Here is a 16,844-nt window from a genome sequence, read left to right on the forward strand (position 1 = left end):
AAAGAGTAATTACTATGAGTTTAACTTATGTCAGTGAACACTTACTGGCTGCTAATAATCTGAATCATCAAGATTTATTCTCTGTTCTGGGTCAACTGGCGGAACGTCGTCTGGACTATGCCGACCTCTATTTCCAATCCAGCTTCCATGAAACATGGGTACTGGAAGACCGCATCATTAAAGATGGCTCCTATAATATCGATCAAGGTGTGGGAGTCCGTGCGGTTAGCGGAGAAAAAACAGGGTTTGCTTACGCTGACCAAATCACATTGAATGCTCTACAGCAAAGTGCTCACGCAGCACGCAGCATTGTGAGAGAAACGGGTAATGGCATTGCACATACATTAGGCGCAGTGGCACATAAAGCACTTTATCCGGCAATTGATCCTTTGCAGAGCATGAGCAGGGAAGAGAAGATTGCTTTGCTGCATCGGGTTGATCAAATCGCCCGGGCAGAAGATCCCCGGGTACAAGAAGTTAATGCCAGCTTGACCGGTGTTTATGAGCAGGTGCTGGTGGCGGCAACAGATGGCACATTAGCCGCAGACATTCGTCCGTTGGTGCGTCTTTCCGTTAGCGTATTGGTGGAAGAAGATGGTAAGCGTGAGCGCGGAGCCAGTGGTGGTGGCGCTCGTTACGGTTACGAATATTTCCTGCAAACCGAAGATGGTCAGGTTCTGGCAGAACAATTTGCCCGTGAAGCGGTACGCATGGCACTGGTCAACTTATCGGCAGTTGCGGCCCCTGCGGGAACTATGCCAGTTGTATTGGGTGCTGGCTGGCCGGGAGTGTTACTGCATGAAGCAGTCGGTCATGGTTTGGAAGGAGACTTCAACCGTCGGGGAACTTCTGTTTTCTCGGGTCAGATTGGGCAAAAAGTGGCTTCTGAGTTGTGCACAGTCGTGGATGACGGCACGATTGAAGGCCGCCGTGGTTCACTGTCTATTGATGATGAAGGCGTTCCGGGGCAATACAACGTGCTGATTGAGAACGGCATCCTGAAAGGCTATATGCAGGATAAACTTAATGCCCGTCTGATGGGCGTGGCTCCGACGGGGAACGGCCGACGTGAATCTTATGCTCATTTGCCAATGCCACGTATGACCAATACTTATATGCTGGCGGGTCATTCCACACCAGAAGAAATTATTGCCAGTGTTGATCGTGGCCTGTATGCGCCGAACTTCGGCGGCGGTCAGGTGGACATCACTTCCGGGAAATTTGTTTTCTCAACATCGGAAGCCTATTTGATTGAAAACGGTAAAATCACCAAGCCAGTAAAAGGGGCAACCTTAATTGGTTCGGGTATTGAAGCCATGCAGCAGATTTCAATGGTTGGAAATGATCTGGCCCTCGACAAAGGGGTCGGTGTCTGCGGTAAAGAAGGCCAGAGTGTACCAGTGGGTGTTGGGCAGCCAACCTTGAAACTGGATAACCTGACCGTAGGTGGAACAGCCTGATAATTTCTTAAGCGATATATATTCAATAGATTTCAAGTTGCAGCTCAACCAACAAAGCAGCAACTTGAAATATGACGGTAGCTTATTAGTGGATCTGCGGATAATTATTTATTAATCACGTGGGTTTCATCGCCAGAAAAATAGCGCTCAATATTTTTAAATGCACTTTCGAAATAAATGTCATAACAGCTTTTAGTGACATAACCGATATGTGGGCTGCAAAGTACGTTATCTCGCTTTAATAAAGGGTGATTGGCATCCCAAATCGGTTCAATATCAAACACATCCAATGCGGCAAACCCCGGCGTTCCTGAATCGAGGGCTTTTTCCAATGCACCGGCTTCTATCAATCCAGAGCGAGCTGTGTTTACTAATACTGCGGTAGGTTTCATTTTAGTTAAATCAGCAAATGTGATACTCCCTGCGGTTTCTTTGACTAACCGTTGGTGTAAGGTGATGACATCTGAAGTCTGGAAAAATGCTTCTCTCGAGTCTGGAACGATTAATCCTTCTTGACGGGCTTGGTCTTGAGCGCGGGAAGATCCCCAAACCTGTACTTTCATGTCAAAGGCTTGCGCGTACTTGGCAACAAGCTGGCCTATTTTGCCATAACCGACTATGCCAAGTATTTTTCCTGCCACGGTATCGCCAAATTCAGTCTGCCAGTGGCCTTTTTTCATTGCTTCTACAGAAGGTACGAACCTGCGTATGGAGCTTTGAATTAATAACCAAGTTAATTCGGCTGCGGCAATCGGTGAACCCGAACCTTCAACAACGGCAATGCCCCGCTGTTTGCACAATGCCAGATCGATATTGTAAGCCACCTTTCCTGTTTGGCTGATCAGTTTTAAATTGGGCGCTTTAGACAAAAATTTCTCATCAATAAGTGTTCTTTCACGTATCAGAATCAGGGCATCAGCCTTGGATAATAATTCTTCTGCTTTAGGATCACGGTCAAGGGCACTAAGGCAAACTACCTCAAAATCACTGTTCTGGTATAAAGATTGAAGGTGTTTTGTAGCATGTTGATAATCATCAGGAATAACGACTAACGGCATTTGAGACATCCTTTATGTAAATTCTTATGATGTAGGGTAACAGGGTGAAAATAATTAAAGGTTATCTCATTTTTTGTTACTTATCCGTAACATTTGGTTCAAAGTGTTAACTTAAGCTGATCTGATATGACAAGGAGGAAGGTATAGAAGGAAGTACCGCCAATTCTTAACGAAATGGCGGTGAAGATGATACTAAGCGGATTCCGATAACTCTTTCAGATATTGGAACATCTGGCGGTAAGATTTCGGTGGCTTGTTGGCCGCCTTCTCTTTTTTGGCGTTGCGAACCAGTGTACGAAGTTGCTGGCGATCCGTATGTGGATACAGCGCCACGACTTCTTCAAGCGCATCGTCGCTTTCAAGGAGTTTGTCACGTAGCTCTTCCAGTTTATGCAGAATAACAATTTGCTGGTTGTGACGGTTTTTCAGTTTATCCAACGCCGTTGTGATCGGTTCAGGATCACGGGCACGCAGGAGTTTTCCAATCAACTGCAATTGACGGCGGCGGCCTTCACGTTTGATTTTTTGTGCCAGTTCAATGGCTGCCAGCAAATCTTCATCCAGTGGAATCCGTTCCAGTTGGTTTTTGCTGAGTTCAACCAGCTCTGTGCCCAATTTTTTCAGTATTTCAGCATCCCGCTTAATTTCACTTTTACTGACCCAGATTATCTCTTCTTCTTCCTCTTCAGCAGGATAATTGTCGAGCCAATCTTCAGGCTGCTTTGCCATAATTGTTTTCCTTCTAAAAAGGCCGGATAAGGTGCGTTTTGGAGCATGACCTATCGTCCGGTGGGTGTTAACATCCTAATATTGTGTATTGTAACTGGGAAAATTGCCTGATTACCACTCGGCATTCATGTCATGAACCGGACGGAGGCATTTTTTCTGACAATTTATCTATTTAATTCATTGGATTACGGTTAATTAATGATAGTTACCAATCAACAAATCGCAGAGCAGCGTAAGCAACTGGAAAACGCAGTCGCTCATGCTCTGGAATTAGCGAAAGCCGGTAGTGATGCCGCAGAAGTCGCGGTCAATAAAACCACTGGGATTAGCGTCAGCACGCGTTTCAGTGAAGTCGAAAATGTTGAGTTTAACAGCGATGGCGCACTGGGAATCACGGTTTATCATCAGCAGCGCAAAGGCAGCGCCTCTTCAACCGATCTCAGCCCAGAGGCAATCGCCCGTACTGTTCAGGCTGCAATTGATATCGCCCGCTATACATCTCCTGATCCTTACGCAGGCCCTGCTGATAAAGAGCTGTTGGCATTTGAGGCTCCGGAGTTGGATCTTTTCCATCCTGCGGACTTGGATGCAGATACCGCTATTGAATTGGCGGCCCGTGCTGAACAAGCCTCATTGCAGGCAGATAAACGCATTACCAATACCGAAGGCGGAAGTTTCAACAGCCATTATGGCATTCGGGTATTTGGCAATAGCCATGGCATGCTGCAAAGCTACTGCTCAAGCCGTCATTCTATGTCGAGCTGTGTGATTGCTGAGCAAGATGGCAACATGGAGCGTGATTATGCCTATACCATAGGTCGCCATTTTGACGACTTGAAATCACCTGAGTGGGTTGGGCAGGAGTGTGCCCGTCGTACGCTTTCCCGTCTGGGAGCGCGTAAACTGCCAACGATGAAAGCACCTGTTATTTTTTCTGCGGAAGTGGCAACAGGATTGTTCGGTCATTTGGTTGGTGCGATAAGTGGTAGCAGCATCTATCGTAAATCTTCTTTCTTGTTGGATAGTCTGGGCAAACAGATTCTACCTTCATGGCTGACGATTGAAGAGCAGCCTCATTTATTGCGTGGGCTGGCCTCAACACCATTTGACAGTGAAGGTGTGCGTACAACGCCACGCGATATCATCAAAGATGGGGTTTTACAGACGTGGTTGCTGACTTCCTACTCTGCCCGTAAGTTGGGTATGACGAATACAGGCCATGCAGGTGGAATTCATAACTGGCATATTGCAGGTCAGGGGCTGGATTTTGCGGGTTTGTTGCGTGAATTGGGAACCGGCCTGCTCGTTACCGAGCTGATGGGGCAGGGCGTTAGTGCCATCACTGGGGATTATTCCCGTGGCGCATCCGGTTTTTGGGTCGAAAACGGCGAGATCCAATACCCGGTCAGTGAGATCACCATTGCAGGCAATTTGAAGGATATGTGGGCGAATATGGTGACAATCGGTAATGATATTGAAACACGCAGTAATATTCAGTGTGGTTCGGTGTTGTTGCCGGAAATGAGTATCGCCGGTCAATAGGGATACTCAATCAACAACAGCCAGTTCAGTGTGACCGGGCTGGCTGTGAGTTAGCGGTGATATTCACCTGCGGCTTCGGGTTGATAAAGTATCTCTAATCCTGTGAATACTCTAGTGAAATCATATATATACATGTTTATCAATGAGTTACATGGCGATGGCTATTGGCTGGCGTTGAGGGGTGCGAACTTCTGCCGCCATCTTGTCGCCATTTTTTAACTGCGATAACGGGTTGTAAATCAAAGCATCATTCAGGTGGTCAGGTGCGAAATGTGCATACCGCATTGTCATTTTGATGTCGGTATGCCCTAGTATTTTTTGCAAGACAAGGATATTGCCTCCGCTCATCATAAAGTGAGAAGCGAATGTGTGGCGCATCACATGAGACGATTGGTGAGAAGGTAACTCTATACCTGCTCGTTTTACCGCAGTACGGAAAGCGGCATAGCAGGAGCCGAACAACTTTCCTTTCTTCTTTGGTATCTCATCATACAGTTCTTTGGTGATCGGAACGGTGCGATTACGTTTTCCTTTGGTCTTAGTGAACGTTATCTTGTAAGGTGTGATTTGTGAGCCAGTTAGCCCCGCTGCCTCAGACCATCTTGCGCCTGTTGATAAAGCAATCTTGACGACAATCAACAAATCTTTTGCTGTACTTTGGGCGCAGAAATCCAGTAGGGTGATAATTTGTTGGTTGGATAAAAAGGCCATTTCCGTTTCATCAGTGCTGAACGACCTAATTTTTTTCAGTGGATTATCTGCCTTCCATTCACCGAGCCTGTGTAACTCATTAAACATGGCACGGAAATACGCCAATTCATTATTGACGGTACTAGGAGTGACTGGTTTTAGCTTGTCTGCATCCCCATTTAGCCTTTTCTCGCGATAAATAGAAAACAATTTAGTATCAAACTCGGTTACAAGGGGATTACTCATTTCTCTACAGGCAAAGAGCATCCTCTGTTTACGGTTCTCACCATCGCTTAGGGTTATACCATGTGCCCGATACCAGATATCAACCAGCTCAGAAAGAAAGCGTTTATCTTGCTTCTCTCCAAGCCAGGGCTTATCTGTGGTTTCATCTAAGATATGGCGTTCGTAGGCTGTGGCTTCGCCTTTGGTGGCAAATTGTTTGCGGATTCTGCGTCCGTCTCTGCCGTTAGGGTAAAGTTCAACTAACCACTTACCATTAGATTGCTTTTTGATGGTCATGTTTATTTCTTAGAGAAAGAATATATTTTGCCTTAAAACAGAAAAATGAGAGTCATTATTCATTTTTTGGCGCTATTTTCCTTACCTTTAAGAATAAAAATCAAGCGCCATTTTTTATCTCATATTATGAATTCAGAATTTTTTCTTTTTGTACCAAAAATTCACCATCGCTTAAAATTCCCTTTTCTTTTAGAACGGCCAAGCGTTCGAGTTTAGAAATAATATCATCTTCTGATGAGTTACGAATTTCTGTTTGGTGGTTAACGTTATAGGTTGTTTTAGTTTTTTTATCTTCTTTAGCTTTGTTAACAAGGTTGGTAAATGGGATAACAGCACTTTTAAGAACACTTGATATTTTGTAGTTTTGACCTGATGTACTTATAATAATTTCCCCCATGATAATTCCCGTCTTACCGCCAACGCTGGCGATATCTTCTAAATTAATATCAACTTGTGTTACACCAAAAATCATTCCCTTATCTAAGAAAATAACTCGTTTATTTGTCAAGGTGATCAACCAAGTGTTTCCATCCATCATACCGCTGGCAATAGCAAGTGGTGCTTCATTCTCACTGAGGATATGGGGTAAATGGAAGAATTCTTTTTTTACGAAAAATGGTTCTTCACTCACTTCTTCTGCCAATCGCTTAAATTCTTTTTTTAATTCGTCTTTAGTTGCTGTTTTATAATTAATCACTTGATATTCACCCTGTTAAAATTAACGTTTACCGCAATTTTTAGCTAATCTGTTATATGCTTTGGTTATGCGATCCCGTGTTTCTTTAATTGGCTCGATAAGTTTTTTATCTTTAGTTTTTCATTCATTACCATTCCTTAGATGTGATTTTTTATTGTTGTAACAACACGGCCAATAACCGTTATGTCGCTTAGATCGCAATCAAACGCCATGCCTACACCAGAGACACGAACGCGTTTGACTGGAATTCGAGTTAATTCGCGGATGCTAATTTTTCCTTCAATATCAACTAACCATTCACCGTCATAGACATCGGCAAATTTGCGGTCAATGATGTAATGAATTTTATTATCTAAAACGCAGATGGGGTCGGTAGGGAGAGGAACGCCAGTAGTGAACATCACTTTATCAAACATAACATAACCAGACTGATATAATTTTCCATCTATCAGTTTATGGTTTTGTAATTTCATGATGTCCAATTCATCATTAGCAAACATTTTTCCTTGACCCGTTGCTAACCACTCAAGTGTAGCCCCTGTTTCTGCCATGCAACGGACGACCATATCAGCAGGAAAGATATTCCGTTTATACCTTCCGGCTAAGCTACTTGATGCCATATCAAAGTGCTGGGCAAGCATAATCTTGGATGTAAACCCATAAGCTTCAATTATGCGATCCAATACTGGAGTGCTGTCCCCAGTCATATCAATATCTAATAAGGTCATAGTGAATTAGCGATTCAACGTAAAAAGCGAACACCAATGTTGACGTGTAGTTTTTTACGAGTTAATCTTAGTCCTAATTTGTAGTTTTAAGCGATAGATAACGAATCTGAACCAATAAAACCGAAATAAAATTATAGAGGATTTTGCCTTATGCGCCCTAACATTGCAATTACCTTCCCTACGCCTTTCCTTCCAATCAAGGAATACTGTGCGCTTACAAGCACGTCTATGAGCACTGCTCGTGACATGGTTAAAGATGGCCGTTTACCTATCCGTAAGAAAACCCGCGCTAATGAAAAAGTGGAAATCAATATGGTTGCATTGACACTTCAAGCATTAGCGGATTGTCATGTTCCAGTTTCACTTAACACGCAATACGAGTAAAGAATTTCGCTTTTGGAGAAAAAAAGCAATGTTTGATTATCGGGTTTCCAAACAATCGCACTTTGATAATGCGTGTCGTGCGTTCTCTAACACGCACAAAGGCGACTTAGCACAGATCGCGGAATCCATTGGTATAACTCCGCAAATGCTGCGTAACAAGTTGAACCCTGAGCAGCGTCACATGCTGACTTGTGTTGAGTTAATGAAGTTAACTGATGTAACAGAAGACGCCTCCATTCTGGATGGTCTGCTGGAGCAATTACAGTGTCAGCCCGCCGTGCCGGTTAATGAAGTGTGTGATGCCAATATGCCAAGCTACCTGTTAGGAGCAACAGCAGAAGTGGGCAAGCTGGCAAGTGAGGCTGTTTCGGGTGCGCATTTTAACCAGACCCGTGTCGCGGAGTTTAAGAAGACAGTTAATAACGCAGTGAGGTTATTAACGCTGGCAGGGGTGACCATTTCATCACGATTGCACTCAAACCCGGCTTATACAACAGCATTAGATGCCTTTACGGGTTTAAGTGCGTCAATCGTCTGAGGGGAATGTGATGTTATCGAGGAATGCCGCCACCAATGACAGAACTGATTCTTTCGAGTCTGGTCAATGGCTTGTTAGATTCAATATCAGAACCATTCAGAGCAATAAAGGTTCTTTTACGGGCGGGATTTTTAAGCGAGGACAATGTTTGGGTATCGCTTTTTTCAATAGATTGCATGCGCTTGATAATGTCATCCTCAGACAAACTAGAGAGTTCATCAAGCAAAATACGGTATCGGCTAACTTGCGCTTTCGCGTTACCGGCTTTTTCGCCAAATTTGAGGCTGAATTGCAAAGCAGAAATAAACGCAATAAACAGACCAAACAACCATCCGTATTGGGTATTAGCAAAAACAGAGGCACCGAGAAACAATTGGAGGAAAGAACACAATTGATTACATCGGTGATTATAAATACTCGTCATTTCTTCGAGGTAGTAGGCATAGTTTACTTCAAAAGATATATTTGTTTGGGATGGTTGCTTGTCCATTATTTTAAATCCTTATTTTTTATCCTGCCTCTCAGGTTGCTGCTTTTGTTGCTGCGGTTCCGTGGGTACAGGGCGGTGAGTACGATGAAATTTATTACTGTCGTCTGACATAATTTTCCGTTTCCTTGTGGTGCGTTTGTTTTGGGGAATTCAATCTTACCACAACACCATGCGCCGGACATGGGGAAAAATCCGGCAATGATTTGATTGTAGAGGTGAGCATGAACGCATTAAAGCAACAGCAGCACCAGTACAGATTAAGCAGTAAGTCGTTTCATACAAAGCAAGGTAACGGATTTGTTTTCCCAATCGTCTTATGTTCCGTTGCTTATTTAATTTTGTTTCTAATTAGGTGAGGTTTTTATGAACATGGAATGCCAATTTGAATCAACTGAACAGCGAGCCAACAAAATAGCTTTTGATGTGCGCGTGAATGGTTTAAATCAACTGGCAAAAATCAGGCAGCAACATTTGAAAGCGGGTAACGAGCAATTAAAGAATTTTATTGATGAGATGCGCAATAAACGCAATCCGAATTATGTCGATAATATTCGCGTACTGGCAGCAATTTTCTTTCTTGCTCATATTCCCAAAGAACGGCATGAGCTGGAATTAAGCGAATTTAGCATTGATGAGCGAAACGAGTTAATTAAAGCCATCAATAAAATTAAGGCGGCCGCTCCATTATTACCAACGGGTTTATCGCTACCTAATTAAATAATAATTACCAACTTAATTTTAATGGCGTCAACACGTCAGGGGTTCTTTTTATCTAAAAACAGGAAATAAAAACATGAATATACCCGATCCTATATTTACTCCCGCTGAATTTAACACCGATGACCATGCGGTCATTATGGCAAATTGCATCAAGCAAAACCGCGAAGATGAAAGACGCCATCGCGCAGAACGTCAGGCCGACCGTCTGCGGTACTTGAAAGCAATGGTGATTAAAGATCATTTAGATTGCTATGCCGTCGCTGAGTTACTGGAAAGCGAAGCCAGCGAGGTAGAGCGTCAGGCGCAGGAGTGGAACTATGTTTGATGTGATTGACCGCGCTTGCCAGCACGCTGAAGAAACACTGGAGCGTCAGATTGCCCAGCATGTTAATCGCCCGGTCGGGGTTTCCGCGATTGAGTGTGAAGACTGTGGCGAAGTGATCCCTGAAATTCGCCGTATTCAGGTGATGGGCTGTACGCGTTGTGTGGATTGTCAGAGTGATTTTGAACTAATTAAGAAACATTACCGGAGTATATGAGATGGCTAACCTTCACTTTGTTAATCTTGATGAAACTGATTTTTCCACCATTAAAAATAATGAAAACCGTTGTATTGGTGTCTTAAATAATTGTAGTGAGGAAGCATGTGTCGAAATACTCGATAGGGTAAATCAATGCTTTATCGTCAAAAGCGTGGGCATTGAGAATATTTTTGACAATCAAAATTTATCGACCGAATTCAAAAAAGGTGACTATGTCGTCCTTTCTCTGGAGGGGGGGTATGATTGGCTTGATGATATCGAGCAGCGAATCACTGTATTAATTGATGAGGTTTATTATCTTCGGGACAGGCTAGATAATCCCAGTGAAGTTAATATTTCATTTTATGAATATTCATTGCTAACACCTGAACATTTTTTTTATGAGGGTGCTAATGAGAATGCACATCAGGCATGTAGTTCAGTGTCTGCTGGGGTTTGTGAGTGAACCCAGTACCAGTAACCAGCGGCGTACAACCCCAACCGCGCCGCCAACCCAACAGATTCCAGCCAGAGATGCCACACGATGCAGCTCTGGCTGCTGGCGTTTCTACGCCGTGGGATAAACCCATTCAGCCGATAACCAGACCGTTCCCAACCTATGCGGAACAATACCAGAAAGAAGAAGAACATCAGGCGATTGCAAAGGCGATCAAAGAACGCGCTCGCGTTCAGCGGTTATTAAGAAAACAACCGTCTATTGTTCGCCTTGATGTTCAATACAAAGCTAGTGTTTTAGAAAAGGAGCAAGGGACACCCCGCGCCGAGGCTTTTTTATCTAAAACATTCGTTGACCGTATCTTACCCAGAGTTACGTTAGTGACCAACCGTTACCAGATTCAGGAAATTGAAGCGGATAACGCGCTGTATATCGGGCGGTTTAACCGTATCCCTGATATGTCACGGGAAGATATCGAGCTATTGGCGAATGATATTGCGCAGTTTGTTTTTCAGAAACTGGAAACAACTGCAAACGAGATGCCAGAAGAAAGTGACCTGAAACGGGCGCATGTTCTCTATATGCGTGCGGCGGCAATCACCAGAGCCTACCGTCAGGACGCGCCTTACTGGGATAAACTGACAGGCAGCTTCTTTGATGAAGCGCCGGCTATCGCGGCTATTTCCCGCATGACCTCCGATAAATGGTGGTTAGGTCGCCTGCGCCGTCTGGCGGCTGAGTGGCGCGAGCACTTGCAAATCGCCATCAACCGCGTCAGCAAAAAGGCCAGTACCTACGCCAGCAAAATGACCATTTCAGAGTGGAAAGAGCAGAAGCGCCGCACAAAAGACTTTATCAAGTCGATGGAGCTGGAAGACGAAGAAGGTAACCGCATCAGCCTGATTGATAAATATTATGGCAGTGTGGCGAATCCGGCTATCCGCCGTACTGAAATGATGGTACGCATCCGGGGCTTTGAAAATATCTGCAATGAACTGGGCTATGTGGCGGAGTTCTACACGCTGACCGCCCCCTCTAAATATCACGCCACTACCCGACATGGGCATCGTAACCGTAAATGGAACGGCAGTAGTCCCGCCGATACCCAGCAATATTTAAGCGGTCTTTGGGCAAAAATCCGAGCCAAACTTCACCGTAATGATCTACGTATCTTTGGCATTCGCGTGGCTGAACCTCATCACGATGGTACACCACACTGGCATATGCTGTTTTTTATGCAGCCAGACCAAGCGGATCAGGTGCGCGACATTATCCGTGAGTATGCCACCCAAGAAGACCGCCACGAACTGTGGAATGAAAAAGCTGAACAGTGGAATGAGAAAGCCCTGAAAGCCCGGTTTCATGCCGAGAAGATTGATCCAGAGAAAGGCTCTGCAACGGGTTATGTGGCGAAGTACATTTCTAAAAACATTGATGGCTACGCAATGGATGACGAGCTGGATGATGAAAGTGATCGTCCTATGAAAGAAGCCGCTATCGCTGCCAGTGCATGGGCGGGGCGTTGGCGTATTCGTCAGTTCCAGTTTGTGGGCGGTGCGCCCGTGACGGTTTATCGTGAATTGCGCCGTATGGCAGATCATGACGTGGCGATGGGCTTAAGTGTTGAATTTGCGGCGGTGCATGATGCAGCGGATAACGGCGACTGGGCAAACTATATCAATGCACAAGGTGGCCCGTTTGTGCGTCGTGACGATTTGGTCGCCCGCCTGTGGTATGAAACCCAACCGGAAACCAACGCCCACGGTGAGGATGTGATCCGGATTAAAGGGGTTTTCTCGCCATTAGTGGGAATGGACACTCCTATCTTAACCCGGCTGAAAAGCTGGAAGATTGTGCCGAAGTTAGCCGAAGCGTTAGCGGAGGCTGGTTTTAGCGGTGCGTCCGCACCGCCTAGGAGTTCTGTCAATAACTGTACGGTGGAACAAAGTACGATTAGCAATGCCGTGAATGAAAGTGATCTGTGTCTGGATGAGTTTTACCAGAACTGGGAACGGATGGACGAGCGCAAAAAGGTCGAACGGATACATAATTCTGCAAAATTACACGGTTTTGAGATAAGTGATGGCATGGCAAAAGCCTTGCTGAGAGGCAGCCGCCTGACCATTGACGATCAGCCTTATCGGTTATCGATGTTTGGCCATTTACTGAAAGAGAAACCCACCTATGTCGAGAGAACAAAAAACACACTGGCGAGAATTTGTGAGAAATTAGATTTATCTATTGATATAAAAGGTATTTTTCGCAATCCAAAATCAAGTTATGAGCAGTTTTTAGCGAAAAATTCTAGAAATATCGGCTAAGTCACACAATCAGATATTACCTAATGCAATTAATTCAGAGAGCAATTATATTAATTTGCATCTGTTTATATATACAGTATTTCAAGTGTCGTATTTCAAATAGTAGGGCTAAAATGTTAGATTCTTTAAACACCTCCATTCTTTTAGAACGTATTGAGTTAATTTGTAAAATGGGAGGTTCGGAATATTTAAATGATAGTGACAGGCAGATTGCCCTGTTTTGGCTTGGCGAGTTGGTTAAGCAAGTAAAAAGTGAGCTGGAAACCCAAATAGAAAAGCCACTGATAGTGGCTCCTTAAAATTTAAATCAGGCTGCATTGGCTTGCAGCAGGTCTAGCGCCATCTGGCGTTGCTGCGAACTGAGGTTATTAATCACATTTCGCAGCAAAATATCCCCCGTTTTCGCACTGGGGCTGATGGTGTGCGAGAACGTCAGCTTCATCACAAAAGTATGGCCACATTCCACATCCGCACACGAACAATAAATATCGGCAATCTCGCGGTGCATCCGGTTGGTTTTACGAATGACGGCCTTAGCGCCGCACTCAGGGCAGATTATTTTTAATACGCGCATGTTCCTCATTCCTAATGTATCGAATTTACGCGATTTTACCATTTTCTTGCTCATTCTTCACCCGAAATTACGCTATCTTGTTTAAAACGGATATGTAATATTTCTGGCACATCAGGGTTATTTATCGCATTCATGAACATATTTTGAACGGGAATAACTTCATCCTTGCGGTAGGCAGCGCGCGCCTTTTCCGGATCACCCAATCCGGCGGCATTGGTCGGGATAATGCCCGCCAGTCCAGCCGGGAATCGGTGGGCGGTCAGCACGTCTTGCGAGCTAATACTTTTGACATTGGCAAATTCATCATTGGCGGAAATGTCCCCGACCGGAATAAACTTAATGCCGTCAGGGTCACCATTGGGAATGCTCACAAACATGGTTTCAAAATTACCGATGCCCTTGCTTTGTGCCAGCTTGTTTTCTATTTCTTTTTCGGCTTCATCTGAGATATTCGGGTCATTGATGTAAATCATGCCGCCTGTATGCCCTCCATTATGGTAATAGCGACGGCGAAAGATAGTGGCTTCCGAGTTGAGTAAGGCCGCATGAATGCCACCGATATAATCCGGCAGGCCATAAACTTGTTGCTGAGGATCATATTGCTTAATGAAAATCACTTCTTCAGGGGAGTAAACCAATGGCTCGCCTTCCTGCAAGACCACAAAGTCCCCATCCTTACGGCGGCGCAGGTATAGCGAGGGTAACACCTCCAGTCTCACCACATCCCCCCAGAAATTGCGTACTTTCAGGATGGCCACATCCCCGAAAATCAAGAAATTGATGATAGCTGCTTTAAATTTCTCATGCGTTAGCCCGCCATCAAGATAATTCGAGGCAATCATATTGTGGCGGGAGTAGATAATGCCGCCGTGCGTCCCGTTCATATTAGTCAGTTGCGCCAGTGCCAGACGGTCAATTGGCAGGGTGTAATGATCATAATCGTTGTCATACCAGATTTTCTGGTAATCCGTCATGGTGGTGAGTATCGGCTCGGGTTTACCCAGTGTGATCAGGCTCATTTTCCGTTGACAGTCGTTGGTGTGTGGCGCTTTAGCGGTCTTCCTTAACTTTTTCTTACTCATCATGCTGCCTTTGCAAATTTATATTTAGAGGTGCGTTTCTTCTCGTAATTTAACGGCTCATTCATCAGCGCATGAGCGATGGCCCAGAATACGTCAGCGTGTCCGGTTTCCTGCGAACGGTCAGCCACGAAGGTCATTGCACCGCCTTTGCCTGTGGTGGTGTGCCGGATAGCCAAGAATGAGGCCAGGATTTCTTTTTGTTCTTCATCCCATTCGAGACGTTCTTCACTGACCACATCGATCATCTTCATGACCAGTTGGTTTTTGCTCTGCTGGCTGTAGTGAATGGCCTGTGTCTGGCGGGGCGCAAAGTCCTGTACCATCTCATAGACACCGTGCCCAATCCCCGTGGTATCAATGCCGATATGGGTAAAGCGATAACGTTTGAACAGCTCTTCAATCAGTTTGGCCTGATGCTTCCAGTTCATGCCCTGCCAGTAGAACGTGGCCAACACCCGGAAGGCTTCGCCAGCCATCAATGGCGGGGCAACAATCACAAATGTGCTGGTATCACCGGAGCGGGCAGGGTCGAAGCCGCCCCAGACTTCACGCTCACCAAACGGGCGCGCCGCATCAGGGTCGTGATCTTCCCATAGGTTGATATCAACAGCGCATTTTTCCAGTTGGTGATATTTGAATACCGATGCACCACTGTCCACAAACTGGCACATATAGAGCATGTTAAAGGTGTCTTGGTTATAGCGGTTGCGCAGTTTCTCAATGGAGGCCAGATTAAACCCGCCCTTGATAGCATCCGCCATTGTGATGACATAACGCCACTGACCATCGGGGCAATCACGCCCGCCATCGCGCATCTCATCAACCGTGGGAAATACCACATTCTTACGTTTGGCATCGTTACCGCGCCATTCGTCGCCCATCCAGAACGGGTAGGCCGGGTGGGTTTTGGCACTGGGGGTTGAGAAATAGGTGGTACGCCAATGATCATGGGTGGCCATTGCGGAAGCCACTTCATTCAGGCGCTTAAAGTCGGGTACCCAGAAATATTCATCACAATACAAATGGCCGCTATAAGATTGCGCCGTGTTCTTATTGGTGGATAAGAAGCGCAGTTCTGCCCCGTTGCTTAGGCGCATCGGGTTGCCCGTTAATGTCACACCGAAGAATTGTTCAGCAATATTGACGATATAAGAGCGGAAAACTTCGGCCTGTGGTTTGGACGCTGACAGAAACAGTTGGCTTTTTTCCGTTAATACCGCATCTTCAAGGGCTTCAATCGCAAAATACCATGTTGCCCCAATCTGGCGCGATTTGAGGATATTTCGCACATGCTTATGCTTATTGGCACGTAAATGCTTCTGATAGCCAAACAAATTGCCATCAACAAAGGTCTGGAAGTCTTCTTCTGTCAGCGCGGAAATATCATTTTTGCGATAGCGTTTCTTTTTCTTCGGTTCACCATCACCAGAGGAAACATATTCACTGTCATTGCTGGATTGTGCCCGCGCCTGAATCTCAGCCAGCTTCTCTTTATGTTTATTCGCCTGTGCCATCAGTTTGACATGATGGGCAATCAGGCGATCCAGTTCATCCTGTTCAGGCGCTGTTTTGTTATTACGTTCACTGAGCAAGGCAATACGGCGGTTGATGGCCTCTTCCACGCTTTCATGACTGAGCATATCTGCCCAGTTCCACTTTTCCGCCCAGTAGTAAATGATCCGCCGATTGGGAAGATTTAATTCACTGGCAATTTCAGCCGGAGTATAGCGGCGCAGGTAAAGCGACTTCGCCACTTTTATTAATTCATCAGAGTATTTAGCCATATCCTTAAGCGTCCTTTCCTTGGTGCCCTCATTATGCAGGGTGAGCAGGCGGCTTTCGTCCGGTTTACTTCGGCTACATTCGGTTATGCGTTATATCCGAATTTATCCGAATTGCGCCCCTCGCGCAGGCCGATTGAATTCGCAATACTGTGTCCGAAGCAAACGAAAGGAATGCGATATGTCTCAGTTAATGACGAACTGGATATGTATTGCCATGGAGGGCGACACCGTTGATGGCCGGACAATCGAGCCGCAATGGATCTTGGAAGCGGCAGAGCTTTATGACCCTCAACTGTATACCGCCCGAATCTGGCCGGAACATGAACGCTGGTTCGGGGCGATGGGGGAAGTGCTCGCGGTCAAAGCCGAGCGGGGCGATGAGGGAGCGTTGCGTTTATATGCACAACTGCGCCCCAATCACCGCTTGTTAGAGGCCAACCGGGACGGGCAACTGCTGTTTACCTCCGTGGAATTTACGCTTAACGGTAATTTTCGCGGCACAGGCAAAACCTATCTGGAAGGGCTGGCAGTGACTGACTCGCCAGCC

At 45.5% G+C, this 16,844-nt stretch carries 20 protein-coding genes; 11 read left to right on the forward strand and 9 right to left on the reverse strand.

Annotated features, from left to right (window positions below; genetic code table 11):
* Nucleotides 1–14 precede the first annotated feature (14 nt).
* Complete coding sequence (gene tldD, locus AAC854_RS11260; RefSeq protein ID WP_340617182.1) at nucleotides 15–1,460, forward strand: metalloprotease TldD; 1,446 nt, start codon at nucleotides 15–17, stop codon at nucleotides 1,458–1,460.
* A 104-nt stretch (nucleotides 1,461–1,564) separates the two neighbouring features.
* Here tldD and AAC854_RS11265 read toward each other — a convergent pair whose 3' ends face one another.
* A complete protein-coding gene (locus AAC854_RS11265; protein ID WP_340617183.1) occupies nucleotides 1,565–2,518 on the reverse strand; it encodes a D-2-hydroxyacid dehydrogenase family protein in 954 nt (317 codons plus the stop codon).
* Nucleotides 2,519–2,710: 192 nt separating this feature from the next.
* Nucleotides 2,711–3,247, reverse strand: coding sequence for a ribosome biogenesis factor YjgA (gene yjgA, locus AAC854_RS11270; protein ID WP_047963563.1), 537 nt, complete (start codon nucleotides 3,245–3,247; stop codon nucleotides 2,711–2,713).
* 198 nt (nucleotides 3,248–3,445) lie between these two features.
* Between yjgA and pmbA the strand changes: the two genes are divergently transcribed.
* Nucleotides 3,446–4,789 carry a metalloprotease PmbA gene (gene pmbA / locus AAC854_RS11275; protein WP_340617184.1) on the forward strand — a complete coding sequence of 448 codons (1,344 nt, stop codon included), beginning with the start codon at nucleotides 3,446–3,448 and terminating at the stop codon, nucleotides 4,787–4,789.
* Nucleotides 4,790–4,936: 147 nt separating this feature from the next.
* Here the strand turns inward: pmbA and AAC854_RS11280 are convergent, their stop codons facing one another.
* The 3 genes from AAC854_RS11280 to AAC854_RS11290 all read right to left on the reverse strand — a co-directional run bounded on the left by AAC854_RS11280 (nucleotide 4,937) and on the right by AAC854_RS11290 (nucleotide 7,426).
* Nucleotides 4,937–6,001, reverse strand: a complete 1,065-nt coding sequence (locus AAC854_RS11280; protein ID WP_340617185.1) for a phage integrase — start codon at nucleotides 5,999–6,001, stop codon at nucleotides 4,937–4,939.
* Between the two features lie 124 nt (nucleotides 6,002–6,125).
* Nucleotides 6,126–6,698, reverse strand: coding sequence for a PH domain-containing protein (locus AAC854_RS11285; protein WP_340617186.1), 573 nt, complete (start codon nucleotides 6,696–6,698; stop codon nucleotides 6,126–6,128).
* A 137-nt stretch (nucleotides 6,699–6,835) separates the two neighbouring features.
* Nucleotides 6,836–7,426: a phage repressor protein CI gene (locus tag AAC854_RS11290; RefSeq protein ID WP_340617187.1), complete on the reverse strand. Its 591-nt coding sequence runs from the start codon at nucleotides 7,424–7,426 to the stop codon at nucleotides 6,836–6,838.
* Nucleotides 7,427–7,654: 228 nt separating this feature from the next.
* Between AAC854_RS11290 and AAC854_RS11295 the strand changes: the two genes are divergently transcribed.
* Together AAC854_RS11295 and AAC854_RS11300 are read left to right on the forward strand one after the other, a co-directional pair.
* On the forward strand, nucleotides 7,655–7,810 hold the full coding sequence (locus tag AAC854_RS11295) for a hypothetical protein (RefSeq protein ID WP_340617188.1): 156 nt from the start codon (nucleotides 7,655–7,657) through the stop codon (nucleotides 7,808–7,810).
* A 28-nt stretch (nucleotides 7,811–7,838) separates the two neighbouring features.
* The gene (locus tag AAC854_RS11300; protein WP_340617189.1) at nucleotides 7,839–8,348 is read left to right on the forward strand and encodes a phage regulatory CII family protein; all 510 of its coding nucleotides are present in this window, start codon (nucleotides 7,839–7,841) and stop codon (nucleotides 8,346–8,348) included.
* 13 nt (nucleotides 8,349–8,361) lie between these two features.
* Here AAC854_RS11300 and AAC854_RS11305 read toward each other — a convergent pair whose 3' ends face one another.
* Nucleotides 8,362–8,838 carry a hypothetical protein gene (locus AAC854_RS11305; RefSeq protein WP_340617190.1) on the reverse strand — a complete coding sequence of 159 codons (477 nt, stop codon included), beginning with the start codon at nucleotides 8,836–8,838 and terminating at the stop codon, nucleotides 8,362–8,364.
* A gap of 363 nt (nucleotides 8,839–9,201) precedes the next feature.
* On the opposite strand from AAC854_RS11305, the gene AAC854_RS11310 reads away from it, so the two are divergent.
* From AAC854_RS11310 to AAC854_RS11335, 6 genes are all read left to right on the forward strand, one after another.
* Nucleotides 9,202–9,555: a DUF5347 family protein gene (locus AAC854_RS11310; RefSeq protein WP_340617191.1), complete on the forward strand. Its 354-nt coding sequence runs from the start codon at nucleotides 9,202–9,204 to the stop codon at nucleotides 9,553–9,555.
* Nucleotides 9,556–9,631: 76 nt separating this feature from the next.
* Entirely contained in the window at nucleotides 9,632–9,883 is a 252-nt protein-coding gene (locus tag AAC854_RS11315) for a DUF2732 family protein (protein ID WP_340617192.1), read from the forward strand.
* On the forward strand, nucleotides 9,876–10,097 hold the full coding sequence (locus tag AAC854_RS11320) for a TraR/DksA family transcriptional regulator (RefSeq protein WP_340617193.1): 222 nt from the start codon (nucleotides 9,876–9,878) through the stop codon (nucleotides 10,095–10,097). Before AAC854_RS11315 ends, AAC854_RS11320 begins: the two co-directional genes overlap by 8 nt.
* A 1-nt stretch (nucleotide 10,098) precedes the next feature.
* Nucleotides 10,099–10,545, forward strand: a complete 447-nt coding sequence (locus AAC854_RS11325) for a hypothetical protein (RefSeq protein ID WP_340617194.1) — start codon at nucleotides 10,099–10,101, stop codon at nucleotides 10,543–10,545.
* Nucleotides 10,546–10,613: 68 nt separating this feature from the next.
* Nucleotides 10,614–12,857 (forward strand): replication endonuclease, encoded by a 2,244-nt coding sequence (locus AAC854_RS11330; protein WP_340617201.1) that lies wholly within the window; start codon nucleotides 10,614–10,616, stop codon nucleotides 12,855–12,857.
* Between the two features lie 113 nt (nucleotides 12,858–12,970).
* Nucleotides 12,971–13,156, forward strand: a complete 186-nt coding sequence (locus tag AAC854_RS11335; RefSeq protein ID WP_340617195.1) for a hypothetical protein — start codon at nucleotides 12,971–12,973, stop codon at nucleotides 13,154–13,156.
* Nucleotides 13,157–13,164: 8 nt separating this feature from the next.
* Here AAC854_RS11335 and AAC854_RS11340 read toward each other — a convergent pair whose 3' ends face one another.
* The 3 genes from AAC854_RS11340 to AAC854_RS11350 are packed head-to-tail and all read right to left on the reverse strand — an operon-like array spanning nucleotide 13,165 to nucleotide 16,297.
* A complete protein-coding gene (locus AAC854_RS11340; protein WP_340617196.1) occupies nucleotides 13,165–13,485 on the reverse strand; it encodes an Ogr/Delta-like zinc finger protein in 321 nt (106 codons plus the stop codon).
* Complete coding sequence (locus AAC854_RS11345; RefSeq protein ID WP_340617197.1) at nucleotides 13,482–14,513, reverse strand: phage portal protein; 1,032 nt, start codon at nucleotides 14,511–14,513, stop codon at nucleotides 13,482–13,484. The genes AAC854_RS11340 and AAC854_RS11345 overlap by 4 nt, the downstream gene beginning before the upstream one ends.
* A complete protein-coding gene (locus AAC854_RS11350; protein WP_340617198.1) occupies nucleotides 14,513–16,297 on the reverse strand; it encodes a terminase large subunit domain-containing protein in 1,785 nt (594 codons plus the stop codon). The genes AAC854_RS11345 and AAC854_RS11350 overlap by 1 nt, the downstream gene beginning before the upstream one ends.
* Nucleotides 16,298–16,475: 178 nt before the next feature.
* Between AAC854_RS11350 and AAC854_RS11355 the strand changes: the two genes are divergently transcribed.
* Nucleotides 16,476–16,844, forward strand: a 369-nt coding sequence (locus AAC854_RS11355; protein ID WP_340617199.1) for a GPO family capsid scaffolding protein, incomplete at its 3' end; no start/stop codon positions are given.

The sequence above is a fragment of the Xenorhabdus entomophaga genome (genome assembly GCF_037996725.1).
GTDB classification, from domain to species: Bacteria; Pseudomonadota; Gammaproteobacteria; order Enterobacterales; family Enterobacteriaceae; genus Xenorhabdus; species Xenorhabdus khoisanae.